Source organism: Bradyrhizobium sp. (genome assembly GCF_035701725.1).
GTDB lineage: Bacteria > Pseudomonadota > Alphaproteobacteria > Rhizobiales > Xanthobacteraceae > Bradyrhizobium.
In genome coordinates this window covers 1-25,287 of the sequence record NZ_DASSRP010000128.1, presented here as the reverse complement: position 1 = coordinate 25,287, position 25,287 = coordinate 1, and the positions used below count along the sequence as shown (strand labels likewise).

Below are 25,287 nucleotides of genomic sequence, written 5' to 3'. Positions count from 1 at the left end.
ATCTTGTCGCCCATCAGGCGGATGTGCTCGGCCTTCGGACCGATGAAATGCAGATTGTGGTCGGCGAGAATTTCGGCAAAGCGCGCGTTTTCCGACAGGAAGCCATAGCCGGGATGCACGGCATCGGCGCCGGTGATCTCGCAGGCGGCCAGCAGCGCCGGCACGTTGAGGTAGCTGTCCTTTGACGGCGGCGGGCCGATGCAGACGCTCTCGTCGGCAAGCCGCACATGCATGGCGTCGGCATCCGCAGTCGAATGCACAGCGACCGTCGCGATGCCGAGTTCCTTGCAGGCGCGCAGGATGCGCAGTGCGATTTCGCCGCGGTTGGCTATCAGGATCTTGTCAAACATCGTGCCCTTCAGCAGGGGCAAATGGCGAATAGGGAGTAGCGAATAGAGGGGAACACCATTCGCTATTCGCTACTCGCCATTCGCCTCTATTCAATGATTACCAGCGGTTCACCGAACTCGACGGGCTGGCCGTCTTCGACCAGAATCTGCGTGACGGTACCGGCGCGCGGGGAGGGAATCTGGTTCATCGTCTTCATGGCTTCTATGATCAGAAGCGTCTGACCGGCCGAGACCTTGGAGCCGACTTCAATGAACGGCTTGGCACCGGGTTCGGGCGCCCAGTAGGCGGTGCCGACCATCGGCGAGGGGACCGCGCCAGGATGCTTGCTGTAGTCGGCTCCCGCTGCCGGCGTGCTCACGGCGGCTGACGCGGCGGCGGGCGCGGCGGTGACGACCGGAGCAACGGCCGGCACCGACGCAGCAATGCTGACATTGCGCGCCACGCGCACCCGAAGCCCGGCGCGTTCGATTTCGATTTCGGTCAGACTGGTTTCGTCCAGCAACAAAGCGAGTTCGCGAATGAGCGCTCCGTCGCTGGTTGCGAACTTTGCGGCTGCTTTGTCCTCAGGCTGGCGCGCCATGATCTTGATCCAGAACTTTCTTTTCGCGTGGTTTGAAGGGAATGGGCCTTGTTCAGGTCCTGGCTTTGATGCCGAGCTTGGCGGCAAGGCCGGAGATCGCAAGGCGGTAGCTGTCGATGCCGAATCCGGCAAGCGTCGCGAAGGCGGCCTTGGCGGTGAAGGAGTGATGGCGGAAGCTCTCGCGAGCGTGGATATTGCTGACGTGCACCTCGACGGTCGGAATCTTCACCGCGACCAGCGCGTCGTGAAGCGCGATCGAGGTATGGGAATAGCCGCCTGGATTGATGACGATACCGGCCGCCTTCTTGGCGTAGGCATCGTGAATGAAATCGATCAACTCGCCCTCGCGGTTCGACTGGCGGCAATCGGCCTTGAGGCCGTACTTGGCGCAAGCGTCTGCGCACAGCTTCTCGACGTCGGCGAGGGTCGCGTGGCCGTAGGTTTCCGGCTCGCGCGTCCCGAGCAGGTTGAGGTTCGGGCCGTTGAGCACGTAGATCGTATCGGCGGTCTTGGCCATCCAGGTCCCGGTCATGTGGCTGATAGGGCGCGGTTATAGGTAACAAAGCGGCCGGAGGGAAGCCTTAAGCCGGGACCGTGCACCTCCCAAATATCTCATCTGCTTGGGAAAAACCCTGGCAGAACCGGCGTAAACCATTCATTTACCATAAAGGATGGTCAGTCGGCCGGCCTCGCTGGCGGGCATCAGCGGCACCCAAACGAACAGGGCGGGCCGCAAGGGCCCGCCCCGGATTCGCGAAGTTGACCTAAAGATCAGGCGTCAAGGACGGCCACGATCTCGAGGGTTCGCGGATCTACCACCACGATCTGTTCATGGACGAGGAAGAACTCATAGCCTCGCCAATCCGGATAGATCGAGACGATTTCAGCCGGCAGCGGATGGAAGCCGATGTCGCGCGGAACGCGCGTGCCGACCGAAACCGGGAAGTTGACGTTGTTCACCGACGTCACATGTTCATTGCGGATCACACTCGAGATCCGGGTGCGCTGTTCGGTGGAGAGCTTGGCGCCCGCGCCAGCCTGGCCGGTGGTTTGCGAGCGTTCGCCTTCCTTGGCGCCCATGGTGGTGTTGTTGCGATCCTGACGGCCTTCGGCAGCGCGGTTGCCGTTCTTGTCCTCGCGGCCTTCGGCGGCGCGGTTGCCGTTCTTATCCTCGCGGCCCTCGGCCTTCATGTCCTTGCCGGCCGCGCCCTTCTCATTCTGCGAGCTCTTGGAGTGGTCGCTCTTGGTATCTTGAGCAGACTTCTCGTGAGCCGACGATTTCTCCTTCTCGGTCTGAGCGGATTTCTCGCTCGCGCCGGACTTCTCCTGCTGGGCGCTGTGGCTGGTCGCGCCTCCCTTCTGTTCGGACTCGGACGACTTCATCCCGGTCGAGCCTTCGTGGCTCGCTGCGCCGCCAGAAGGCGATGACGGAGAACTCTGCTGCATACCCGCGCCGCCGGCTGCTCCGCCTTCGCGACCGCCGCCCATGCCCTGCGCGTTGGCGAGACCGGTACCGGCGATCAATGCCGCGGTTGCGACCGTGATCATCAAACGATTGCTCATCGAATTCCTCCTCAGGAAATTTGCACTGCCCGGCCGACAACGAAAGCAGGTTGGCGATGTTCCGCTGTTTGGTCGGTTCCATCGCTTTTGTTTGATGAACGGCAGTTAAACGCAGTCGCGGCAGAAAGCCCGCAAGCAAAGCTGTTTTGCTAAAACAAAGAGGCCGGCGATTTCGCCGGCCTCTCACGTCAAAATGCGTTCGCTTGAAGTGTGACTCTGTGACGCTGTTAACAGGTCGCCTTGCCGCAGCGGGCGATGCCGATCTTCTCTTTCAACCCTTCGACCCCGATGGCGCCGACAACGATCTGCTTGCCGATGACGTAGCTCGGCGTGCCGTTCATGCCCATTGCTTCGGCGAGCTTGAAATTCTCTTCGATCGTGGCCTTCGCCTCCGGGCTTGCCATGTCCTTTTCGACGCGGGCAACGTCGAGACCGGCGTCCCTGGCTGCTGCCAGCGCCCGCGCCTTGTCGGCCGGGCCGCGGCCACCGAGCAGCTTCTGATGGAAATCGAGATATTTGGCGCCGCCGGGATCCTGCATGCGCACGGCAACCGCCACCTTCGCAGCTTCCACCGAACCTTCGCTCAGGACCGGAAACTCCTTCAGCACCACCTTGAGCTTGGGATCCGACTTCATCAAATCGAGCATGTCGGACATCGCGCGCTTGCAGTAGCCGCAATTGTAATCGAAGAACTCGACGAAGGTCACATCGCCGTTCTTGTTGCCGAGCGTAACGTTGCGCGGCGAATCGAAGATCGCCTTTGAGTTCTCCGTGATGCTCGCTTCGTGCTTTGCGGCCTCATCGGCGGCCTGGCGCTTGCTCAACTCGTTCATCGCCTCTTCGAGCACTTCAGGATGCGCGATGAGATAGTTTTTCACGATGGTCTCGATCTCGCCGCGCTGACCGTCGGAGAACGTCTGGGCCGAGGCGGGTGTCGCGCAGAGCGCGAGCGCGAGCAGAGCGGGGGAGAGCAGGCGGAGCGGGGACATCTCTGATTCCTTTTGAACCGGGCTTGCTTTACTGGTTCGCATCAGAGGCCGGTTCGGGACCTGCGCGACCTGGTCTGTTCTGCGGCCCTACGTTGAACTGGAACTTGGGGCCATCCTTCTTTGCGGCGGGAAGCTTGGCTTGCACGATATCGTCAGCCTTGACCCATCCGGGCGTGCCGACGGCGAAACGAGTCTTGGCGCGCGAGGCGAGGTCTCGCGCGGTCTTGTTGTCGCCGCGCAGATATGCCGCCTGTGCGGATGCGAGATCGGCTTCCGCAAGATCGCCCTTCCGCGCGAACGCCATGGCGAGCTGGGTATAACCGATCGGTTGTTCGGTTTCGCGTGCCATCGCGTTACGCAAGATATTGATCGCTTCCTCCGTGTAGGCCTTGTTGTCGGATGCCACGAGCGCCTGACCAAGTAAAATCTCGATGAGCGGCGCGTTATTGGACAGCGCAACGGCCTTGCGCAGCGCTGGAATGGCGTCCGCTGGCTTGCCGCGTTCCAACAGCGCCTGACCGCGCAATTCGTAGAAATACGGGTTGTTCGGTTGGGCCTGGATCAATTGATCGATCTGACCGAGCGCGTTGCTCAGGTCGCCATGAAGATACGTCGAGATCGCGCGCGCATAGCGCGCGGGCAGGCTGGTATTGGAGAGCGGGTAGCGCCGATAGACCGTATCGGGCCGTTCCAGAAAGCCGGAAATCTTGGCGCGCATCATGTCATGGCGCTGTTGCAGCGCGGGATCGTCCTTCTTGTCCCAGTAGGGACTGGTGCGGGCAAGTTCTTCGAGCGCAGCGACGCGCTCGGCCGGCATCGGATGCGACTGATAATAGGGATCGGCGCCGTGGGCCGAGAACAGGCTTTCATTGGTGAAGCGCTTGAAGGTCTCATACATGCCGCGGGCCGACTGACCGGTCGCGGTCAGGAACTTGACCCCGGCGCGGTCGGCGCTTTCCTCCTGCTGGCGCTGGTAAGACAGCAGGTTGCGCATGATCATGGTCTGCGGACCCGAAAGCGCGGCCGCGCCCGCATCCGCCAGACCAACATTGCCGCCGCCGCGCGCCCCAGCGGCCAATGCGCCGGCGCCGAGCAGCATCGCGATGATCATCTGTGTCTGCGCGGCGGCCAGTTGCTCGCGTATCCGCGCGAGATGGCCGCCCGCCAAATGGCCGGTTTCGTGCGCCAGCACGCCGATGATCTGGTTCGGCGTCTCCGATTGCATCAGCGCGCCGCTGTTCACGAAAATCCGACGGCCATCCGCGACAAACGCGTTGAATACCGGCTGGTTGATGATCGTGATCTGGATGTTCTGTTTCTCCAGGCCGGCCACGCGCAGGATCGGCTTGGTGTAGTCGCGCAGCAACTGCTCGGTCTCGGTGTCGCGCAGGATCGCCAGTTTCTCCTCCTGGGCGAAGGCGGCCGTCGGGACGGCAACAAGCGCAATAGCGGTCGCGAGCGCGGTCAATTTGGTGGTTTTGCGGAGAAGGGCTAATCGCAGCAACATCAAGCAGTCTTTATGGATTGGCGGTGGGTTTGATCCGCGATATGCCCTAACAATCCGTGGATTAAGGCTAGTCTTGGGCGTCAGAACCGGAACATCAAACCTGTAGCAGATATCGATGCTTGAAGCGACACTGAGCGAACGCGCCAAATCCGTTCTAAGCGCTGCCTCCGGACGCAGCGAGGTTCCGCCGTTCATGGTGATGGACGTCATGGCGGCGGCCGCCCGCATCGAGGCGGCCGGTGGCCACGTGATCCATATGGAAGTCGGGCAACCGGCGGCGTCGGCGCCGAAAAGCGCGATCCGGGCCGCCCATGCCGCGCTGGACTCGATGCGAATCGACTACACGGCCGCGCTGGGAATCCCGAGCTTGCGGGAACGCATCGCCCGCCACTACCGGGAAACCTATGGCTTTGCGGTCGATTCCGGCAGGGTCGTGATTACCACCGGCTCGTCGGCGGCCTTCATTCTGGCCTTCATGGCGATGTTCGAGCCCGGCGACCGCGTTGCGGTGACCGTGCCGGGCTACCCGCCTTATCGGCATATCCTGACCGCGCTCGGCTGCGAGCCGGTCCTGATCGAAACCTCGAGCGAAACCCGGCACGCACTGACCGGCGAGGCCCTGCTCGCCGCGCACCGCAAGGCGCCGCTGAAAGGCGTGCTGGTTGCGAGCCCGGCCAATCCGACCGGCACGATGATGTCGCGGGAGGCGCTGAGCGGGCTGATTTCGGCGGCCGAAGGCGCCGGCATCCGCTTCATTTCAGACGAGATATATCACGGCCTCGATTACGCGTTCCCCGCGGTGACCGCCGCGGAACTCTCCCCCGATGCGCTGGTGATCAATTCGTTTTCGAAATACTTCTGTATGACCGGCTGGCGCGTCGGCTGGATGGTGGTGCCGGAACCGCTGGTGCGGCCGATCGAGCGCTTGCAGCAGAACCTCTCGATTTCCGTTCCGACGCTATCGCAGATCGCGGCCGAAGCGGCATTTGAGGGTTCGGCCGAGATGGAGGAGGTCAAGCGTGGCTATCTGGAAAACCGGCGTATCCTCGTCGAAGGCCTGCCGCGCGCCGGTCTCACCAAATTCCTGCCTGTCGACGGTGCGTTCTATCTGTACGCCGACGTCTCGGACTTCACCTCGGACAGTCTCCAATTTGCGAGCGAAATGCTGGAGAAGGCCGGCGTCGCCGCGACCCCGGGCGTCGATTTCGACCCTGTTCACGGCCGCCAGTTCATCCGGTTTTCCTATGCCCGGTCGGCGCAGGAAATGCGGGAGGCGGTCGAGCGCATCACGCGTTGGCTGAAGTAACCTCGGCGAGGGCAGGTCGATTGCCATTGACTCCGCCGTGGCAATCGATTTTGGCTTGAATCAAGAAAGTTTGGGAGGAATGAGCTCGATGGCACCAACCACCGTAACCGCAGCGCCGGTGCGTGCGTCAAAACCCTGGTACAGGATTCTCTACATCCAGGTGCTGATTGCGATCGTGCTCGGCGCGCTCGTGGGTTGGAGGTTTCCGGAATTCGCAACCGGCGACTGGGTCAAGGCGCTTGGCGACGGCTTCATCAAGCTGATCAAGATGGTGATCGCGCCGATCATCTTCTGCACGGTGGTATCTGGCATTGCGCATATCCAGGACGCCAAGAAAGTCGGCCGCATCGGCATCAAGGCGCTGGTCTATTTCGAGGTCGTCTCGACCTTTGCACTGGTGATCGGACTTGTGGTCGGAAACCTCGTGCGGCCGGGCGCGGGGTTCGGGGGCGCGATGGCCAACGCGCAGGCGGTAGCCAATTACGCCAAGCAGGCCGAAGCCCAGAAGAGCGTCGATTTCCTCCTTCACATCATCCCGGACACCGTGATCGGCGCGTTTGCAAGCGGCGAAATCCTGCAGGTCCTGTTGTTCTCGATCCTGTTCGGTTTTTCGTTGATGGCGCTCGGCGAGCGCGGCCACACGCTGCGCTCTTTCATCGACGATGCGGCGCAGGGCGTCTTCGGTGTGATCTCGATCGTGATGAGGGCTGCGCCCATCGGCGCCTTTGGCGCGATGGCCTACACCATCGGCAAGTTCGGCACCGGCGCCATTCTCAATCTGGTCGGCCTGATCGCGACCTTCTATCTCACCGCCGGTCTGTTCGTGGTCGTGGTGCTTGGGGTCATCGCGCGTGTTGCGGGCTTTTCGATCTTCAAATTCCTGTCCTATATCAGGGACGAACTCCTGATCGTGCTTGGCACCTCATCCTCTGAAAGCGCGCTGCCTTCATTGATGGAGAAGCTCGAACGGCTCGGCTGTTCGAAGTCGGTGGTCGGCCTCGTGGTGCCGACCGGCTACTCCTTCAATCTCGACGGCACCAACATCTACATGACCTTGGCGACGCTGTTCATCGCGCAGGCGCTCGGGTTCGATCTTTCGCTTAGCCAGCAGGTCACGATTCTGATCGTGGCCATGCTGACCTCCAAGGGCGCTTCGGGCATTACGGGGGCCGGATTCATCACGCTGGCTGCAACGCTCGCGGTGGTCGATCCCCGTCTGGTGCCGGGAATGGCGATCGTGCTCGGCATCGACAAGTTCATGAGCGAATGCCGCGCGCTCACCAACCTGTGCGGCAACGGTGTTGCCTGCGTCGTGGTGTCGTGGTGGGAGGGCGAGCTTGATCGCGGCCTCCTGGAAGCCAATCTCAACAAGCAGGTTGATCCGACCGACATCGAAACCGCGGTCACGACGAGTTCAAGCTAGTGTCCCGGTTCAGACGTTCGTTGCCTCACGAGCGGCGAGGCTTGCGTCGATCCGAGGTGTTCCAAAGAACAACCGCCCGGCAAAACCGGGCGGTTTTTTGATCCGATATCCGAGCGGCAAGTGCCCGGCTTCCGAAGCGCGGGCAGCGGACTTCAGACCGGCAGCGCTAGCCGCCGCCAAAGCGCCGCGACCACCATCCCGCACGGCGAGGCGAGGCCTCCGCGCTGGTTTCAGGGGCCGGCTCGGCCGGCGTTGCCGCCGGTGATTGCGGCTCGGGCTGGCTGTAGCCGGCCGCGGCAGGCTCGGAAGGCGCGTGCGGTGCGAAGCTCACTTTCTCGCGCACGGTCGAGCGTCGCCGCGCGGCCTTGTCGGATTCCTGCCCATGCTCGCTTGCTTCCGGAGCGGGTGGCAGCGACGGCACCGCCGGCGCGGAATCAACGACGGGCGCGTAATCGGCCGGCGAGGGGGCCGGCTGCGAAGTGTTTCCGTCGAAGTCAGCGACCGCGCCTGTCACTTCTGGCGCGGCGAGCGGACCGAGTTCGTCGGATATCGATCCGGCCAGCCCGTCCTCGGCGCCGCCACGCCGACGCCTTCCGCCGCGACGGCCGCGACGCCGCGGCCGGCGTTCGCCCGACCCCTGGTCGGATCGCGCCTGGTTCGGCTGCTCGCCAGTTTCATCGTCATCGGCTTCGTCGTCGGCAAGCTCGCTATCCGGTGGCGGGCTGGCGGCCTCCACCGCGAAAGCATTGTCCTCGCGCGGCGCGCCGTTTTCACGCGGCTCGCCGCCGCGCCCACGCCGCCGCCGCCGGCGGCGCCGCCGCGGGCCGTCGCTTGTGCCTTCCGAGCCGGCTTCGCCGCCGGCGAACTCGTCCGAAAGCCCTTCGGTCTCGTCGGTTTCGATTTCCGATTCGGACTCGACGTCGAGGAACTCCTCGTCTTCGTCAGCTTCTTCCACCGTCGCCGGCGCGGCGGCAGCTTGCGCAACCAGCAGCGCCTTCGCAGCTTCCAGCGTGTGCACCTGTTCGCCGCGATCGATCACATAGGATTGCTGGCCGCTGACGGTCGGATCGGCGATCACCGCAAGCGTGACCTTGAAGGAGTTTTCGAGGTCGCGCAGATGGCCGCGTTTGTGGTTGAGAACATAGAGCGCGACGTCGGTGCGGGTCCGCACCACCAGATTATGGGTCGCCCCCTTCATCAATACCTCTTCGAGGCCGCGCAGCAACTGCAGCGCCACCGAGGAGACCGAACGAACATGGCCGCTGCCGCCGCATTGCGGGCAGGGCTCGGTGGAGCTTTCAAGCACGCTGGCGCGGATGCGCTGGCGCGACATCTCCAGCAGGCCGAAATGAGAAATGCGTCCGACCTGAATTCGCGCCCGGTCCTGGCGCAGGCAATCGGACAGCTTGCGCTCGACCGAGCGGTTGTTGCGCTTCTCGTCCATGTCGATGAAGTCGATGACGATCAGGCCCGCAAGGTCGCGCAACCTCAACTGTCTTGCGACTTCCTCCGCCGCCTCGAGATTGGTCTTGAGCGCGGTGTCCTCGATATGATGTTCGCGGGTCGAGCGGCCGGAATTGACGTCGATCGAAACCAGCGCTTCGGTCTGGTTGATGACGATGTAACCGCCCGACCGTAGCTGCACCGTCGGCGAGAACATCGCATCGAGCTGGCTCTCCACGCCCATGCGCGAGAACAGCGGTTGGCCGTCGCGATACTGCTTCACCGCGCGCACGTTGGAGGGCATCAACATCTTCATGAAGTCGCGGGCTTCGTGATAGCCGGCTTCGCCCGCAACCAGAATCTCGTCGATTTCCTTGTTGTAGAGATCGCGCAGGGAACGCTTGATCAGCGAGCCCTCTTCGTAGACCAGTGTCGGGGCCTGCGACTTCAGCGTCATGTCGCGCACCGTCTCCCACATCCGGATCAGGTATTCGAAGTCACGCTTGATCTCGGGCTTGGTGCGCGACGCGCCGGCCGTGCGCAGGATGATCCCCATGCCCTCGGGCACGTCGAGGTCCTGCACGACCTCCTTCAGCCGTGAGCGGTCCTGGGCCGAGGTGATCTTGCGGCTGATGCCACCGCCACGGGCGGTGTTGGGCATCAGGACCGCGTAGCGGCCGGCGAGCGACAGATAGGTCGTGAGCGCCGCGCCCTTGCTGCCGCGCTCCTCCTTGACCACCTGCACCAGCATGACCTGGCGCCGCTTGATGACTTCCTGGATCTTGTACTGACGGCGCGGCCGGAACGGACGCTCCGGAACTTCTTCCAGTACGTCGTCGCCGCCGACGGATTCGACGACCTCTTCCTCGACCTCGTCGCCTTCCTCGTCGTGAGCTTCTTCGCCGTCGACCGCTGCATGGGCCTCATCCGGAGAGGCGGCATGTTCTTCCTGCGCGGCATGTTCCTCGTGCGAGATATCCTCGTGAACGGCGTCGGATGCGGTCTCTTCGGTCCCGGATTCGGCGCCGGCATGCTGTGCGACATCCTCGGGCGCCTCCCGCAGCGCTTCCGAAATATCGACAGTCGATTCGCTTTCGCTTATCCGCTCGTGTGCACCGGCATACAGCGCCGGCGTTTCGGCATGGCCATCGTCATGATGAGACTCATCGTCATGATGCGGCTCTTCGTCGTGATGCGCTTGATCATCGATATGCGCATGATCGTGGTCACGATCATGCGCCTCGTCTTCGTGATGCTCGCCGTGATCGGCGTGGTGTTCGGCGTCGTGAAGATGTTCGCCGTGACCATCCTCGGCGTGGGCCTCGAGCGGCGCTGCCTCTGCCGGCAATCCCTCGGGCGACGCTTCCACGACCTCGCTCTGAACCCGCTCGCCATGGCCGCGGCGGCGCGATGAGCGATGCCGCGAGCGGCGCCGGCTGGCCCGGTTCTCCGATTCTTCCTCGGCCTCGCGGTGAGCGCGCTCGTCGGCCTCGATCAGGGCCTGACGGTCGGCGACCGGGATCTGGTAATAATCGGGGTGGATTTCGCTGAAGGCGAGAAAGCCGTGGCGATTGCCGCCATATTCGATGAAGGCGGCTTGCAGCGACGGCTCAACGCGGGTGACCTTCGCCAGATAAATATTGCCGCGCAGTTGTTTGCGTTGCGCGGTCTCGAAATCAAATTCTTCGACGCGATTGCCGCGGACCACGACGACCCGGGTCTCCTCCGGGTGGGTGGCATCGATAAGCATTTTGTTGGGCATTTTCGAACTCTTGACGGCGGCGGGCGCGCAGGGCGGCGCGCGCAAATCGCACGGCCGGGTGACGCGACGGTCCACCTGATTCGGGGGTGAGGGGAAGGCCGAAACGCATCCTCAAGCGCCTCGCCGAACATGTTTCCCGGGACCGATATCGACGCGCGGAGCAAGTGCCCCGCATCGGCGAGATCTGGAGTTCCGGCAACACAGTCTGGCGCATCAAGCGTCGGCCCGTCTGAGTAATCTTGGGCGGCAAATGGCCGCCTGGTCGGTTGCTGAAAGCTGGGACATGCGCCAAAGCGCACGCCTCAATCGCATATCGGGGCCTTGGGGCCCGATAATCGGTCACGTCTTGCCTTCAACCGTCCCTGGAGCACCGCTGTGACCTGGGAGCGGACACCGCCCGGGCTTGGAAAACCGCCCCTCTCGTCGGCCGCGCGGCTCGCGCTGGCATCTGAAGGGGCCGGAAAGACGCTGAAATCTCCGCTTTGGGAGGTTCCCGCGCTGCACCGGGAGGCTGAACGCGACACAACCGTTAATTTTGGCCGTCAGCATCACTTACATACGTGGATCGGCCTTTTCGTGCAAGGGAGCCGTGGCCCGCTGCCGGTTCTGAGACTACCCCGCAACACTCCGATCTTTTCGGCGGATAAGATTTAAGCCACGATTAACCCTGTAGTTCTATTGCGATATTAGAGCAGCTCGGAGGCACGGGATCGGTGGCGGGCCGCGAAAATCACTCTGTATTGGCGGGTTTTGCGACATTGTGCGCCGCAGCATTGCTGTGGTTCGAGCCGGGGCCGGCATTCGCGGTCGAGGCCCAGCCGCCGAAATCGGCCTCGCCGGTCCGCATTCCCGTCGCTTCCGAAGTGCGCCTTGCTGGCGACAGCAAACAGACCCGATTCATCCTCGATTTCGATCAGCAGGTTTCGGTGCATGCATTCGCGCTGGCCGATCCCTATCGGGTTGTGGTCGATCTGCCGCAGGTCACCTTCCAGCTTCCGCCTGGGATCGGCGCGGCGGGACGGGGCCTGATCAAGGCATTTCGCTATGGCCTCGTCATGCCCGGCGGCTCGCGGATCGTCTTCGATCTGGCGGGACCTGCCAAGATTACCACCGCGACGGTGCTTGAGGCCGCCAACGGCCAGCCGGCGCGCTTGGTGCTCGAGCTGGACGAAATCGACCGGACCACCTTCGTCCAATCGCTGGCGCCCGAAAGCCGGCCCGAGCTTCGGCCTGCCATCGCGGGCATCAGCGAAGCGCCGCCAGCGGTTGCAACCGTGCCGGCCAAGCTCGAAACACCTGTCGCTTCGCCAACGGATACACGCCCGGTGATCGTGATCGATCCCGGTCATGGCGGTCCGGACAACGGCACGCAATCCGGCACCGAGAGCGAGAAGAACTTGGTGCTCGGCTTCGCGCTCATTTTGCGCGAGCGCATCGAGAAAAGCGGCAAATATCGCGTGGTGATGACGCGCACCGACGATACCTTCATCCCGCTCGATGACCGGGTGAAATTTGCGCGCGGCCAGTCGGCTGCGCTCTTTGTCTCCATCCATGCCGATGCGTTGCCGCGGCATGAGGGCGACGCCCAAGGCGCGACGATCTACACATTGTCCGATCGCGCTTCCGACGCGGAGGCCGAACGGCTGGCCGAGACCGAAAACCGGGCGGACGCCATCGGCGGCGTCAACCTGACCGAAGAGCCGACCGAAGTGGCCGATATTCTGATCGACCTTGCCCAGCGCGAAACCCGCACCTTTTCCAACCGCTTCGCCCGCCTTCTGATGGGTGAGATGAAGACGGTCACGCGCATGCACAAGAATCCGCTGAAGTCGGCCGGCTTCCGCGTCTTGAAGGCGCCGGACGTGCCCTCCGTTCTGGTCGAACTTGGTTACGTCTCGAACAAGGAAGACATGGAACATCTGGCATCTGAGAGCTGGCGCGCGCGAACCGCGGGGTCGGTTGCGCATGCGATCGACGTGTTCTTCGCCAAGCGTCTCGCAACGGCAGGGGGCGGGAACTAAACGGCCTTGAAAAACCGTCGCTTAGCAAGCCCTAGTTTGGCCACAGCGGCGGCCCTATAAACGTCGGGGTGCCTTGAGGAATCGGCACAATTCGCCCCGCGGCGGCGTATGATGTAGCAGCGTGTGATATAATTGGCTGATATGATCGCCACCCGCCGACGGTGCGGGTTGCGAAAGCTACCTCGATTGGCGCCCGGAAGGTCGGGCGAGGGACTGAACGGAATTTATGATGCGCTTGCTGGTGCGGTTCTTGGGTTTCTTGTTCGCCGCGGGAACCGTGTTGTTCCTTGTCGGCGTCGCCGCTGTCGCCGGCCTGATCTGGCATTTTTCCAAGGATCTGCCGGATTATTCTCAGCTTCAGGATTACGAGCCGCCGGTCATGACGCGCGTTCACGCCGCTGACGGCGCATTGCTCGGCGAATATTCCAAGGAACGGCGTCTGTATCTGCCGATCCAGGCGGTGCCGAAACTCGTGATCAACGCGTTCCTCGCCGCCGAAGACAAGAATTTCTACGAGCACGGTGGCATCGACTTTTCCGGCATGGCGCGTGCGGCGGTGCTCTACGCGCAGAATATCGGAACCAACCGCCGGCCGCAGGGCGCCTCCACGATCACCCAGCAGGTTGCCAAGAACTTTCTTCTGACCAACGAGGTTTCCTTCACCCGCAAGATCAAGGAAGCGCTGCTGGCGATGCGCATCGAGCGCACCTATTCGAAGGACAAGATTCTCGAACTCTATCTGAACGAAATCTATCTCGGGCTCGGCGCTTATGGCGTCGCGGCGGCTTCGCTCGTCTATTTCGATAAATCCGTCAATGAACTGACGGTCGCCGAAGCTGCCTATCTGGCCTCGCTGCCGAAGGCGCCGGCTGCATTGCACCCGGTGCGCAACCGTGATCGCGCGATCGAGCGCCGCAACTACGTGATCGATCGTTTGCTCGAAAACGGCTGGATCAAGCAGGCCGACGCCGACAAGGCGCGCAAGGACCCGCTGATCGTCACCAACCGTTCCAACGGCGCGCATACCTTCGCCGGCGAGTATTTCGCCGAGGAAGTTCGGCGCGACATTTTTGAGCGATATGGCGAGAAGAAACTGTACGAAGGCGGTCTGTCGGTTCGTGCTACGCTCGATCCGAAGATCCAGGTGATGGCGCGCAAGACCATGGCCGCGGGCATCGTCAACTATGACGAAGCGCAGGGCTGGCGTGGCGCCCAGAGCAAGCTCGATATTTCCGGCGATTGGGGCGTCAAGCTTGCCGACGTCAAATCGCTGTCGGACATTTCGCCGTGGCGGATGGCGGTCGTGCTCGAAGTCAGCGACCAGTCTGCGCGTATCGGCTTCCAGCCAAGCCGCGAACTCGGCGGCGCCGTCAGCAAGGAGCGGCAGACCGGCATCATTACGCTCGAAGGCGTGAAGTGGGCGAAGCCGACCTCCGGCTCGACCAAGGGCCGGACGCCGACCTCGCTGGCCCAGGTGCTGGCGCCCGGCGATGTGATTTATGCCGATCCGCTGTTCAAGGACGGCGCGCCGGTCGAAGGTCAGTATCGCCTGCGGCAGTTGCCGGAAGTTTCGGGTGCGATGGTCGTGATGGATCCCTGGACCGGCCGCGTGCTTGCGATGGTCGGCGGCTTCTCGTTCGACCAGAGTCAGTTCAACCGCGCGACCCAGGCCTATCGACAGCCGGGTTCCTCGTTCAAGCCGATCGTCTATTCGGCCGCGCTCGACAACGGCTATACGCCCTCGACCCAGGTGGTCGACGCGCCGATCGAAATCGATCAGGGCCAGGGCGCCGGCGTCTGGCGTCCGGAGAACTTTTCGTCCGGCAAATATCAGGGACCGACCACGCTGCGCAACGCGCTGCGTCTATCGCTGAACACCGTGACGGTGCGGCTGGCGCAGGACATCGGCATGCCGCTGATCAGCGAATATGCGCGCCGCTTCGGCGTCTATGACGAATTGCCGAACTACCTGTCCTATGCGCTGGGTGCCGGCGAAACCACGGTTATGCGGATGGTCACGGCCTATTCGATGATCGCCAATGGCGGCCGCCGCGTGAAGCCGACCTTGATCGACCGCATCCAGGACCGTTACGGCCACACCATCTTCAAGCATGACGCCCGCGAATGCCGCGGCTGCGACGCGCCGGTCGGCTGGAAGAACCAGCCGGAGCCGCAATTGATCGACCGTCGCGAGCAGGTGCTCGACACGATGACCGCCTACCAGATCACTTCGCTGATGGAAGGCGTCGTGCAGGGCGGTACCGCGATCGCGGTAAAGGAAGTCGGCAAGCCCATCGCCGGCAAGACCGGCACCACCAACGAGGCCAAGGACGCCTGGTTCATCGGCTTCTCGCCGGATATCGTCGTCGGCATCTATCTCGGCTACGACAAACCGCGTCCGCTCGGCCGCGGCAATGCGGCGACCGGCGGCCATTTGGCCGCGCCGATCGCGCGCGACTTCCTCAAGCTGGCGCTCGCCGACAAGCCGGCGGTCCCGTTCAAGATCCCGGCCGGAATCAAGCTTGTCCGCGTCGACGCCAAGACCGGCATGCGCGCCGGTCCCGGCGACGGCGGGCGGACCATTCTCGAAGCCTTCAAGCCGGGAACCGCACCGCCGGATGCCTACGCTGCCGCAAGTCCTGCTGTCGATCCCGACGGCCGGCCGATCTACCCGCAGCAGCCGCCGCCCGATGCTGACAGAAACTTCTTCCGTCCCGGTACTGGCGGCCTGTACTAGAGCCTAACCGCACCTTGCTTGCACTTTGCGACTTCCACCGCTACTTGAGCGGAAGCGGAAGTCTTGTATTGGGCTGTACCGTCAGAGCCAGAGATCAGAGAACGTCATGCGCGCCGAAGTCGAACGTCTCGTCGAAGAGATCAAGCAGTCAGTCGGGCTGCTGAGGAGGCATCTTTGACGTCGAGAAATCCACCGCGCGGCTGGCGGAGCTGAACGCGCTCGCCGAAGACCCCAACCTCTGGAACGATCCGCAGAAAGCACAGAAGCTGATGCAGGAGCGCACCTCGCTGGAGGATGCGCTGTCGGGCATCGGCAAGGTCGAGCGTGAGCTCGAGGACAATATCGGCATGATCGAACTCGGCGAGGCCGAGAACGATACCGGCGTTGTCACCGAAGCGGAAACCGCGCTGAAGGAATTGAAGAAAGAAGTCGCGCGCCGCGAGCTCGAGGCATTGCTGTCGGGCGAGGCCGACAAGTTCGATTCCTATCTCGAGGTGCACGCCGGAGCCGGCGGCACCGAGAGCCAGGATTGGGCGCAGATGCTCCTGCGCATGTACACGCGCTGGGCCGAAAAGCACGGCTTCAAGGTCGAGTACCTCGAAGAATCGCAGGGCGAAGAAGCCGGCATCAAATCCGCGACGATCCAGATCTCAGGCCATAACGCCTATGGCTGGCTGAAGACGGAAGCCGGCGTGCACCGCCTGGTGCGGATCTCGCCGTTCGATTCCAATGCGCGCAGACACACGTCGTTTTCGAGCGTCCAGATTTTTCCGGTCATCGACGACTCGATCAAGATCGAGATCAAGGAATCGGACGTGCGCACCGACACCATGCGCTCGGGCGGCGCCGGCGGCCAGCACGTCAACAAGACTGAATCCGCGGTGCGCCTGACTCACATCCCGACCGGCATTGCGGTGGTCTGCCAGGCCGGCCGCTCCCAGCACAAGAATCGCGCGCAGGCCTGGGACATGCTGCGCGCGCGCTTGTACGAAATCGAGTTGAAGAAGCGCGAAGAGAAAGCCGCTGCCGATCAGGCCGCCAAGACCGATATCGGCTGGGGCCATCAAATCAGGTCCTACGTGCTGCAGCCCTACCAGATGGTCAAGGACCTGCGCACCGGTGTGCAGACCTCCGACACCTCAGGCGTGCTCGACGGCGATCTCGACGAGTTCATGGCGGCAACGCTGGCGCAACGCGCCTTCGGTACGACGGCGGGCGAAGTTGAGGATGTAGACTAGCGAACGATCTTATTTCTTTGAGCATGATCGTTGCGAAAAGCCGGTGTCCACCGTTCCGGGGTCATGCTCCTAACCCGCGCTGAGACGCACACCCGCGCGCAGGAACTTTTGCGGATCGACCGCTTCGCCGTCGATGCGGGTTTCGTAATGCAGATGCGGCCCGGTCGAGCGGCCGGTCGAGCCGACCGCGCCGATGACCTGGCCAATCTTGATGACGTCGCCGACCTTGACGTTGATCTCGGAGAGATGGCCATAGCGGGTCGAGAGACCATTGCCATGATCGATCTCGACCATCCGGCCATAGCCGCCGGCCCAGCCGGAGGAGGCGACTTTGCCGTTGGCCGTCGCGCGGACGGGATCGCCGGTTGAAGCGCGGAAGTCGAGCCCAGTATGCATCGCCGGACGGCCGAGGAATGGATCGGAACGTACGCCGAAGCCGGACGTGAATTCGACTTCGCCGATCACCGGCTTGCGGTATGGCACCAGCGCCAGCGTGCGATTGAGCCGTTCGACCTGCGCGCGGCTGATATTGATGCGATAGAGCTGGCGCTCGAACGCACCGGCGTCGCCGGATAATTTCACCGGCACGAACGGCCCGCCCATCGGCGCGCGTGGGGTGGCAGCCTCGAGCTGGCCGAGATCGAGGCCGAGGTCGCTGATGACGCCGCGCATGCGCCGCGCGCGCGATTCGAGATTGTCTTCAAGCGAGGTGAGCGAGGCGAGCTGGCGCCGCTCGACCTGATCGAGCGAGTTCTGTAGCCGCACGATCACATTGTCGACGCCCTGGATCTTCGCCATCTTGGTCGCCGGCGCACTCGCAAGGACAGGTGCGCGCGATTCCAGCCGGGCCTCACGGTCGGGCGGCGCGACGAACACCGCCGTGTCGCTGATCGGTGAGGGTTTGGGAACGCCCGACGTGGTCGGCTCAGCCGCGGCGGCGCCACGCGAAGGCGCACGGATCGATCCCGTCACGTCCGACATGCCGCCGATCGCCGCCGCGCGCGATTCGAGCGTCGTCTGCCGGCGCATGATCTGGTCGAGCTTCTGGTCGAACTGTTCCTGATCCAGAAGTTGCCGGCTTGTCGCACGGTCGACCTTGGCGCGAAGTTCGGCGATCCGGTCCTCGTAGGCGTACTGCATTTCCGCCTGCCGGGCGATCAGCCGCGTCAGCACGTCGTCGCGAAAGGCGAAATAAGTGGCGGTCGCCGCCGACCACATCCCGAGTGCGACGACAGTACCGACCACGATCCAGAACGCCACCGGTCCGAAGCGGACTTGCTTGCCGGCATGCAGCAGCGTGTAGCCGTTTGCTTCGGGCGTGGTTGGCGGCGGACTGGCCGGTTGGCGGGCGTGCTGCGGCCGGGCTGGATCACTGGGCTGGCGAAACTCGGACTGATGACCGGAACGATACGACATCGGCACTCCCGCGCCGGTCGGAGACTGGTTCCTTGCGGCTAAATTGCGGGGGTGAATTTGGCCCGGTTATGGTTAATTTTTCGCGAATGCGCCTGTTTCTCGGCCCGATCCGGCCGTTTCAAGCCTCCTTGGCCGCCGCGAGTACCTCCTCGGCGTGACCATCGACCCTGACGTTGCGCCAGACCCTGACGATTCGGCCGTCCGCGCCAATCAGAACCGTGGTGCGAAGGATGCCTTCGAACGTCCGGCCATACATGGATTTTTCGCCCCACGCGCCATAGGCGCGGAGCATGTCGTGCTTCTCATCCGAAATGAGCGGTACCGATAGCTGATGTTTGTCCCGAAATGCCTCCTGCGCTTTCGGAGCGTCGCCTGATACTCCGATGACAGCGGTTCCGGCGGCGGCGAAAGCGTCGCTCAGTCGCGTGAAAGCGATTGCCTCTCGGGTGCATCCGGGTGTGTCGGCGCGGGGATAGAAGAACACGACGAGCTTTTGCCCGGCGTAATCTGAAAGCGATGCAGAATTTCCTCCGTCACGCGGCAGATGGAACGCGGGCGCCTTGGTGCCTTCCAGGGCCGATGGCGCGGCAGCCTTGCGATTCGGTTTCGCTGCGACGGACTTTGATGGTTTGGCCGCAGATCCGCGCAACGCTTTGGTTTGCCTGTTTTTTGAGTTCTTGGCGGATTTGGTTGCCGGCGGCCGGCCGGATTTCGTCGCCCGTTTGGCTGAGGCCTTCGATGTCGCAGCCTTTCGTCCAACTGCGGAAGGCTCACCGGATTTCTTGCGCGTTTTCTTGGACATACGCCTTCCTTTCGTCGCTTTCCGCAGATCAATCATTGCAGTATTGAAACAAAGCGTGCTGGATCTGTCACTCCTACCATGTTGCGGAGGTTTCGTTTACGGACGTCGGAACTGGAACGGCATTTGACTGCCGCCGGTCGATTCGGCCTTTTTGGACTATGCTCAAGAGGATTTCGACCCGCCATCCGCGCGCTGTCACGGACACAGCAAAGACAGTCGGGGTTGATCGCCCGGTTTTCGCGTCGAAGGGCGGCTTTTGCGAGGGCGGGAATCGACGGACTATTTGCAAATATCGGTTTTAGTGGCTTTGCGGATTTGGCTGTCGCTTAGAGGCCCTGGTGTAAAAGGGGCGGCGAGGTCAGGTCCCCACTGGGAAGAGGAGGGGTGAAATGCTGGCACGAGGAGCCTTCGTTGCCCATCCAGATCCGTCCATCGGCACCGGCAACGAGAGGCTATGGTAGGACACAAGTCGACCCAGAAACCCGCGCCGGCTGCTGACGCCCACCAATGGGACGGCGGCGACTGGCACGGGGAGCACGATGAAGCGGCCGGGCGCCGGGCGCGTCGGCTGCTGTCGCGGTCCAATTCCCGTTATTATCTCGTCACCGATCGCCTCGGCTCGATGCGGCGCCGGCTCATCGGCGGACGCTGGTTCTGGCGGCTCTCCATCGTCTTCTCCTCGCTTCTGGTGATTTTCGCCGCCTGCTTCGGCGGCCTGTGGTGGCGTCTCGGCGCCGGCCCCATCAATCTCGAGATGGCGACGCCGTGGCTCGCCGCGGCCATCGAGGACAATATCGGCCACGGCAACACCGTCGAGGTCGGCGGTACGCAGATCGAGCGCGCCGGGCGGATTCGTATCGCGGTGCGCATCCGCGACATCATCGTGCGGGACCGCGATCACGCGATCGTCGCGAGCGCGCCGAAAGCCGAAGTGAAGCTTTCGGGTTATGCGCTGCTGATGGGACGCCTGCGTGCGGAAAGCCTCAATCTGGTCGATGCCGAACTCAGCGTTCGCATCACGCCTGACGGCTACGTCACGGTGTCGACCGGCGACAATGCGCGGCCGCTCGCTACCGGCGTTGCTTCGAAAAAGGAAGCGGGTCTGCCGCCGACTTTTCCACGTCCGGTCACGCCGAACGCGCCTATGCCGCCGCCGGCGGACCCATCGGCGCCAGCCGCCGATAGCGCACAGGCCGGATTGCTGGCCGGACTCGACTGGCTCGACAGCCTCAGCCTGACCGGCCTTGACGGGCAGAACCTCAACGAGATCGGTTTGAAGAACGGCAGCCTCATCGTCGATGATCAGCAGCGCGGCAATAAGTGGAATTTCCAGAATATCTCGCTCAGCCTGCGCCGGCCGAGCGGTGGCGGCGTCGCGCTGAGCCTTGCCGAGGAGGGAACGCACGGCTGGTCGCTGCGCGTGACGGTCGGACCGTCTGCGAACGGCGTGCGGTCGGTAGACATCAAGGCCGACAAGGTGTCGACGACCAACATCCTGCTGGCGCTACGTCTCAAGGACCTGAACTACAGCGCCAACCTGCCGCTGAGCGGCGAGTTGAAGGGCGAACTCGGACGCGACGGCATACCGACCTATTTCCGCGGCAAGATCACCTCGGGCGCCGGAGAGATCGTCGACAGCGACACGCCGGAATATCCGATGGCCATCGATTCCGCCGAGGTCAATCTCGAATGGGACGCCAACAAGCGGGTTCTGGTCGCGCCCTTCAAGATCATTTCGGGCGAGAACCGGATCACGCTGCTCGCCCATCTCGAGCCGCCCAATGGCAGCATCAACGACTGGCAATTGGGTTTTTCCGGCGGCACGATCCTGCTCGCCGGCAATGACAGCGAGCCACCCGTTATCTTCAATCGCGTCGCCATCGGCATGCGCTTCGACACCGCAAAGAAACGGGTGCTGCTGACGCAAGCCGATTTCAGCAACGGTGAAATCGGCGTCGCCGGCACCGGCACTATCGACTATTCGGGCGAGCCGCGCCTGATGCTGGGATTTGCCGGCACGCCGATGTCGGCTTCGGCGCTCAAGCGGATATGGCCATCGCTGGTCGTTGCGGACGTTCGGCAATGGGTGGTCGAGCGGATCGAACGCGGCGCGGTTCAGCGTGTCGAGATCGGGGTCAATTCTCCGGTTCGCAACCTGTCGCGAAAAGGGCCGCCGATTCCCGACGACGGCCTTAACGTCAATATCGTCGCAAATGGCGTGACGCTGCGGCCGGTGGACGGTTTGCCGTCTATTCGCGATGCCGATCTCAAGGCGCACGTCACCGGGCGAACCGTCAGCGTCACCATCGGCCAGGGCGCAGCCGACACGCCGGCCGGCCGCAAGCTCACGGTTTCCGATGCGGCATTCGAAGTGGCGGACACGTTTCCAAAGCCCGTGCAGTCCAAGGTCAGATTCAAGATCGAGGGGCCGGTGCCCGCTGCTGCGGAAATCCTCTCCTCCGACAAGCTGAGCGATCTTTCCGCGAGCCTGATCGATCCGAACTCAAGCAAGGGCAATGCCTCCGCGATCGTGACGCTTGCGTTGCCGATCAAGCACGAGATCACGCGCGCGGACGTGACCTACAGCGTCACCGCCGATCTCGGCGGGTTTGCCGCCGACCGCCTGGTGATGAATCAGAAGCTCGAGGCCAACACGTTGAAGGTCGTCGCCAACAACCAGGGCTATCAGGTCAAGGGCGACGTGAAGATCAACGGACAGGCGGCATCGCTCGACTACCGCAAGCAGAACGAGGGCGACGCCGATATCAAGCTGCAGGCAACGCTCGACGAGGCGAGCCGCGCCCGGTTCGGCTTCGATCTCGGGCCGGCAGTGAGCGGCAACATTCCGGTCAAGCTGAGTGGCAAAATCGGCAGTGACAACAGCCGTCTTGGTATCGACGCGGACCTCACCCAACTCAGGCTCGACAATATCCTTCCGGGCTGGGTCAAGACGCAGGGCCAATCGACGCGCGCGACCTTCAACGTCGTGCAGAAGCCGCAATCGACCCGGCTGGAAGACATCGTGATCGAAGGCGGCGGTGCCTCGATCAAGGGATCGCTCGAAGTCGATCAGAACGGCGATCTCATGAACGCGAATTTCCCGACCTACGCGCCTTCCGAAGGCGACAAGGCCTCGCTGCGCGCCGATCGGGGGCCGGACGGTGTTCTCAAGGTCACCATGCGCGGTGACGTCTTTGACGGCCGCGGTTTTCTCAAGACCGCGATCTCCGGCCGCGAGGCCGACGCCAAGAGCAAGATGAAGACTGTCGACTTCGACATTGATATGAAACTCGGTGTCGTCAAAGGCTACTTCGGCGAGGCGCTTCGCAGCGTCGACGTCAAGATGTCGCGCCGCAACGGCGCGCTCAAGAACTTCACCTTTGCCAGCAAGCTCGGGCGCGACACGCCGGTGACCGCCGATTTGCGCCGCGGACAGGGGCGCGAAGTGGTTTATCTCGAGACCAACGACGCCGGCGCGCTGCTCCGCTTTACCGATACCTATTCCAAGGTCGTCGGCGGCCAGCTCCAATTGGCGCTGGACCCGCCCACCGCCGAGGCCAGCCCCAAGGAAGGGTTGCTTAACGTCCGCGACTTCACCGTCAAGGGCGAGGCCTCGCTCGACAAGCTGGCGGCTGGCGGCACGCCCGGCGCCGGGGGTGGCATCAGTTTTACGCGGCTGCGCGCGGAATTCGTGCGGCAAAGCGGTCAGCTCACGATCAAGGAAGGCGTGCTCAAGGGGCCGAGCATCGGCGGCACGATCGAAGGCAGCATCGATTATCCCGGCAATAAGGTGCGCATGAGCGGCACCTTCGTGCCTGTGTATGGGTTGAACAACCTTCTCAACAATGTGCCGGTCGTCGGCCTGTTCTTCGGCGGCAGCAATGAGGGTGTGTTCGGATTGACCTATGAGGTTGTCGGGACGCCGGACAAGCCCACACTGAACGTCAATCCGCTATCGCCGCTGCTCCCGGGAATTACCCGGAAAATCATGGATTTCAACACCGGCAGGCAGAACGGGGCCGAATTCCCGGCGAACTGATCCTGGCGCCTTGCGTTCAGCTGCGGAGCGCCGGTACCACCAGAAACGGGATCATGCCGAGGATAACGGCGATCAGGGCATAGACGATCAGCGGATTGTAACTATGGCTGAAGTCGTGGATCAAACCGCCGCTCCACGAGCCGAACGCCGATCCGAGCCCGCTGCCGATCGAAATGCTGCCATAGATCGTTCCGACGCGTTTGCCCTTGAACAGCTTCATCGCGGTTGCGGTCAGCAGCGGGCCGCGCGAGCCGATCATGCTGCCGAAGCAGATCACAAAGCCGGTCAGCACCCAGAAATTCGGATACCACTGTAGCAGCCAGAGCAGAAAGATGCCGAAGATCGAGGTCGCATAGGATGCGAGCACCGACGGCCTTCGTCCGATGATGCCGTCAAGCCAGGAGACGCCCAACATCCCGAACAGCAGCACGATGCCGGAAAAGCCCCAGGCGGTGGCGGCCTGCAGCGGCGGAAAGCCGACTTCGATCAGATAGGCGACGATCTGCGGCGTGATCGCGTACATCCCGATCGCGGTGAAAAAGAAGGTCCAGAACAACGCCCAGAAAGCGTGGTGACGCATCGCGCGGCCGACCGTCCAGCCCTCGTCGGTGCTATCCATCGTTGCTGCCTTGGTCAGATGCGGCTGGCCTTCGGCGAACAGCCGCCAGGGCAGGATCAAGAGCGGCACCAGCAGCAACAAAGCGCCGGTGCCGAAGATCCGGTAGGCGCCGCGCCAGCCGAAATGGTCGATCAGGACTTGCGAAGCCGGAAGCAGCACCAGCACGCCGGCGCCGGTTGCCGAATAGACCACGGCCATTGCGGTCGGCAGCTTCGGTCCAAACCAGCGGCCGAGCAAAATGGAGTTCGGCACGTTGCCGATCAGGGCAATGCCGAGACCGACGCAGATGCCGGTGCTGAACTGGATCTGCCACAGGCTGTGCGCATTGGCGGCGAACAGGAACGCGCCGCCAAACAGCAGCAGTCCGAGCGAATAGACGCTGCGCGGTCCGGAATAATCGAACAGGCGGCCGATCAAGGGCGAGGCGAGGCCGCCCGCCAGCGCGCTCAGCGAGTAGACCGAGACCACGGCGGCGCGGTCCCAGCCAAAGCTTTCCGAGATCGGCAGCAGGAAGACCGAAAAGCTCTCGCCGAGGCCGCGGCCGAGAACCGAAAGCACAAAGCACAGCGCGAGCACGCCGAGCGCGACGTGCACCGGCTTGGCCGGCGCGGCGGCTGTTTGCTCCCGTGGCGTCTCTTGATCCATTTAAGAGAATGGGAGCCTGTTTTGCGCCCAAAGCACAAGCGCGCCTTGGGAATGCGCTTATGCGGGCTTGAGCAGGACGTGGCGCTTCTTGCCAAAGGAGAGTTTGATCACGCCTTCTTGCGTCAGCTCGGAAGGCTTGAGCAGCATCTTCTCGTCGGTCACGGCGACGTCGTTCACGCGCAATCCGCCACCCTTGATCTGACGCCGCGCTTCGCCGTTCGAGGCCACAAGGCCGGCCTTGACGAAGGAGGCGAGCACGCCGATGCCGGCCTCCAGTTCACCGCGCGGCACTTCGACCGTTGGAAGATTCTCGGCGATTGCGCCTTCCTCAAAGGTCTTGCGCGCGACGTCGGCTGCCTGCCGTGCGGCTTCTGCACCGTGAAGCAGCGTCGTGGCCGCGTCTGCCAGCGCCTTCTTGGCCTCGTTGATCTCGGCGCCTTGAAGTTTGGCGAGCGTGTCGATCTCGCTCATCGGCAAGGTCGTGAACAGTTTGAGGAACCGGACGACGTCGGCATCTTCGGTGTTACGCCAGTACTGCCAGAAATCGTAGGGCGAGAACTGGTCGGCGTTGAGCCAGACCGCGCCTTGCGCCGTCTTGCCCATCTTGGCGCCCGAGGCGGTAGTGAGCAGTGGCGTCGTCAGCGCGAACAGTTGCGGCGTGCCCATGCGGCGGCCGAGGTCGACGCCCATGATGATGTTGCCCCACTGGTCCGAGCCGCCCATCTGCAAACGGCAACCGGTGCGCCGCGCCAGTTCGACGAAGTCGTAGGCCTGACAGACCATGTAGTTGAATTCGATGAAGCTCATCTCCTGTTCGCGTTCGAGCCGCAGCCGCACCGAATCCAT

At 63.1% G+C, this 25,287-nt stretch carries 18 protein-coding genes; 7 read left to right on the top strand and 11 right to left on the bottom strand.

Annotated elements, in window-relative coordinates:
- The 6 genes from VFL62_RS07270 to VFL62_RS07245 form a co-directional block, all read right to left on the bottom strand.
- Positions 1 to 350: biotin carboxylase N-terminal domain-containing protein (locus VFL62_RS07270; protein ID WP_325171690.1), on the bottom strand; the 350-nt coding region annotated here is incomplete at its 3' end.
- Between the two features lie 86 nt (positions 351 to 436).
- Complete coding sequence (accB, locus tag VFL62_RS07265; protein ID WP_325171689.1) at positions 437 to 931, bottom strand: acetyl-CoA carboxylase biotin carboxyl carrier protein; 495 nt, start codon at positions 929 to 931, stop codon at positions 437 to 439.
- Positions 932 to 983: 52 nt separating this feature from the next.
- Positions 984 to 1,448 (bottom strand): type II 3-dehydroquinate dehydratase, encoded by a 465-nt coding sequence (gene aroQ / locus VFL62_RS07260; protein WP_325171688.1) that lies wholly within the window; start codon positions 1,446 to 1,448, stop codon positions 984 to 986.
- Between the two features lie 254 nt (positions 1,449 to 1,702).
- Entirely contained in the window at positions 1,703 to 2,494 is a 792-nt protein-coding gene (locus VFL62_RS07255; protein ID WP_325171687.1) for a DUF1236 domain-containing protein, read from the bottom strand.
- 227 nt (positions 2,495 to 2,721) lie between these two features.
- Entirely contained in the window at positions 2,722 to 3,483 is a 762-nt protein-coding gene (locus tag VFL62_RS07250; protein ID WP_325171686.1) for a DsbA family protein, read from the bottom strand.
- Between the two features lie 28 nt (positions 3,484 to 3,511).
- The gene (locus tag VFL62_RS07245) at positions 3,512 to 4,990 is read right to left on the bottom strand and encodes a M48 family metalloprotease (RefSeq protein WP_325171685.1); all 1,479 of its coding nucleotides are present in this window, start codon (positions 4,988 to 4,990) and stop codon (positions 3,512 to 3,514) included.
- A 115-nt stretch (positions 4,991 to 5,105) separates the two neighbouring features.
- Between VFL62_RS07245 and VFL62_RS07240 the strand changes: the two genes are divergently transcribed.
- Together VFL62_RS07240 and VFL62_RS07235 are read left to right on the top strand one after the other, a co-directional pair.
- Entirely contained in the window at positions 5,106 to 6,296 is a 1,191-nt protein-coding gene (locus VFL62_RS07240) for a pyridoxal phosphate-dependent aminotransferase (protein WP_325171684.1), read from the top strand.
- Between the two features lie 88 nt (positions 6,297 to 6,384).
- The gene (locus tag VFL62_RS07235) at positions 6,385 to 7,719 is read left to right on the top strand and encodes a dicarboxylate/amino acid:cation symporter (RefSeq protein ID WP_325171683.1); all 1,335 of its coding nucleotides are present in this window, start codon (positions 6,385 to 6,387) and stop codon (positions 7,717 to 7,719) included.
- A gap of 166 nt (positions 7,720 to 7,885) precedes the next feature.
- Here VFL62_RS07235 and VFL62_RS07230 read toward each other — a convergent pair whose 3' ends face one another.
- Entirely contained in the window at positions 7,886 to 10,924 is a 3,039-nt protein-coding gene (locus VFL62_RS07230; RefSeq protein WP_325171682.1) for an Rne/Rng family ribonuclease, read from the bottom strand.
- Positions 10,925 to 11,637: 713 nt separating this feature from the next.
- On the opposite strand from VFL62_RS07230, the gene VFL62_RS07225 reads away from it, so the two are divergent.
- The 3 genes from VFL62_RS07225 (at position 11,638) to prfB (ending at position 16,920) form a co-directional block, all read left to right on the top strand.
- Entirely contained in the window at positions 11,638 to 12,945 is a 1,308-nt protein-coding gene (locus VFL62_RS07225; RefSeq protein ID WP_325171681.1) for an N-acetylmuramoyl-L-alanine amidase, read from the top strand.
- Positions 12,946 to 13,174: 229 nt separating this feature from the next.
- Entirely contained in the window at positions 13,175 to 15,682 is a 2,508-nt protein-coding gene (locus VFL62_RS07220; protein ID WP_325171680.1) for a penicillin-binding protein 1A, read from the top strand.
- A gap of 106 nt (positions 15,683 to 15,788) precedes the next feature.
- Positions 15,789 to 16,920, top strand: a protein-coding gene (prfB, locus tag VFL62_RS07215) for a peptide chain release factor 2 (RefSeq protein ID WP_325171679.1) whose coding sequence is annotated in 2 segments (ribosomal slippage) — positions 15,789 to 15,857 and positions 15,859 to 16,920 — 1,131 coding nt in all. Because the reading frame shifts where the segments join, the coding sequence is not laid out codon by codon here.
- A gap of 69 nt (positions 16,921 to 16,989) precedes the next feature.
- Here the strand turns inward: prfB and VFL62_RS07210 are convergent.
- Together VFL62_RS07210 and VFL62_RS07205 are read right to left on the bottom strand one after the other, a co-directional pair.
- Positions 16,990 to 18,336 carry a peptidoglycan DD-metalloendopeptidase family protein gene (locus VFL62_RS07210; RefSeq protein WP_325171678.1) on the bottom strand — a complete coding sequence of 449 codons (1,347 nt, stop codon included), beginning with the start codon at positions 18,334 to 18,336 and terminating at the stop codon, positions 16,990 to 16,992.
- A gap of 118 nt (positions 18,337 to 18,454) precedes the next feature.
- Complete coding sequence (locus tag VFL62_RS07205) at positions 18,455 to 18,985, bottom strand: peroxiredoxin (protein WP_325171691.1); 531 nt, start codon at positions 18,983 to 18,985, stop codon at positions 18,455 to 18,457.
- Between VFL62_RS07205 and VFL62_RS07200 the strand changes: the two genes are divergently transcribed.
- Positions 18,897 to 19,265 (top strand): hypothetical protein, encoded by a 369-nt coding sequence (locus VFL62_RS07200; protein WP_325171692.1) that lies wholly within the window; start codon positions 18,897 to 18,899, stop codon positions 19,263 to 19,265. The two genes, VFL62_RS07205 and VFL62_RS07200, sit on opposite strands and share 89 nt — an antisense overlap.
- A 327-nt stretch (positions 19,266 to 19,592) precedes the next feature.
- The gene (locus tag VFL62_RS07195; RefSeq protein WP_325171677.1) at positions 19,593 to 23,177 is read left to right on the top strand and encodes a DUF3971 domain-containing protein; all 3,585 of its coding nucleotides are present in this window, start codon (positions 19,593 to 19,595) and stop codon (positions 23,175 to 23,177) included.
- A 16-nt stretch (positions 23,178 to 23,193) separates the two neighbouring features.
- Here the strand turns inward: VFL62_RS07195 and VFL62_RS07190 are convergent, their stop codons facing one another.
- Both VFL62_RS07190 and tyrS read right to left on the bottom strand, forming a co-directional pair.
- Complete coding sequence (locus VFL62_RS07190) at positions 23,194 to 24,441, bottom strand: MFS transporter (protein WP_325171676.1); 1,248 nt, start codon at positions 24,439 to 24,441, stop codon at positions 23,194 to 23,196.
- Between the two features lie 57 nt (positions 24,442 to 24,498).
- Positions 24,499 to 25,287, bottom strand: a 789-nt coding sequence (tyrS, locus tag VFL62_RS07185; protein WP_325171675.1) for a tyrosine--tRNA ligase, incomplete at its 5' end; no start/stop codon positions are given.

Excerpts from the sequence above, each read along its gene's own strand:
- VFL62_RS07190 (WP_325171676.1), bottom strand. The coding sequence starts at position 24,441 with ATGGATCAAGAGACGCCACGGGAGCAAACAGCCGCCGCGCCGGCCAAG.
- VFL62_RS07235 (WP_325171683.1), top strand. The coding sequence starts at position 6,385 with ATGGCACCAACCACCGTAACCGCAGCGCCGGTGCGTGCGTCAAAACCC.
- VFL62_RS07210 (WP_325171678.1), bottom strand. The coding sequence starts at position 18,336 with ATGTCGTATCGTTCCGGTCATCAGTCCGAGTTTCGCCAGCCCAGTGAT.
- aroQ (WP_325171688.1), bottom strand. The coding sequence starts at position 1,448 with ATGGCCAAGACCGCCGATACGATCTACGTGCTCAACGGCCCGAACCTC.
- VFL62_RS07220 (WP_325171680.1), top strand. The coding sequence starts at position 13,175 with ATGCGCTTGCTGGTGCGGTTCTTGGGTTTCTTGTTCGCCGCGGGAACC.
- VFL62_RS07230 (WP_325171682.1), bottom strand. The coding sequence starts at position 10,924 with ATGCCCAACAAAATGCTTATCGATGCCACCCACCCGGAGGAGACCCGG.
- VFL62_RS07250 (WP_325171686.1), bottom strand. The coding sequence starts at position 3,483 with ATGTCCCCGCTCCGCCTGCTCTCCCCCGCTCTGCTCGCGCTCGCGCTC.
- VFL62_RS07245 (WP_325171685.1), bottom strand. The coding sequence starts at position 4,990 with ATGTTGCTGCGATTAGCCCTTCTCCGCAAAACCACCAAATTGACCGCG.
- accB (WP_325171689.1), bottom strand. The coding sequence starts at position 931 with ATGGCGCGCCAGCCTGAGGACAAAGCAGCCGCAAAGTTCGCAACCAGC.
- VFL62_RS07240 (WP_325171684.1), top strand. The coding sequence starts at position 5,106 with ATGCTTGAAGCGACACTGAGCGAACGCGCCAAATCCGTTCTAAGCGCT.
- VFL62_RS07195 (WP_325171677.1), top strand. The coding sequence starts at position 19,593 with ATGGTAGGACACAAGTCGACCCAGAAACCCGCGCCGGCTGCTGACGCC.
- VFL62_RS07255 (WP_325171687.1), bottom strand. The coding sequence starts at position 2,494 with ATGAGCAATCGTTTGATGATCACGGTCGCAACCGCGGCATTGATCGCC.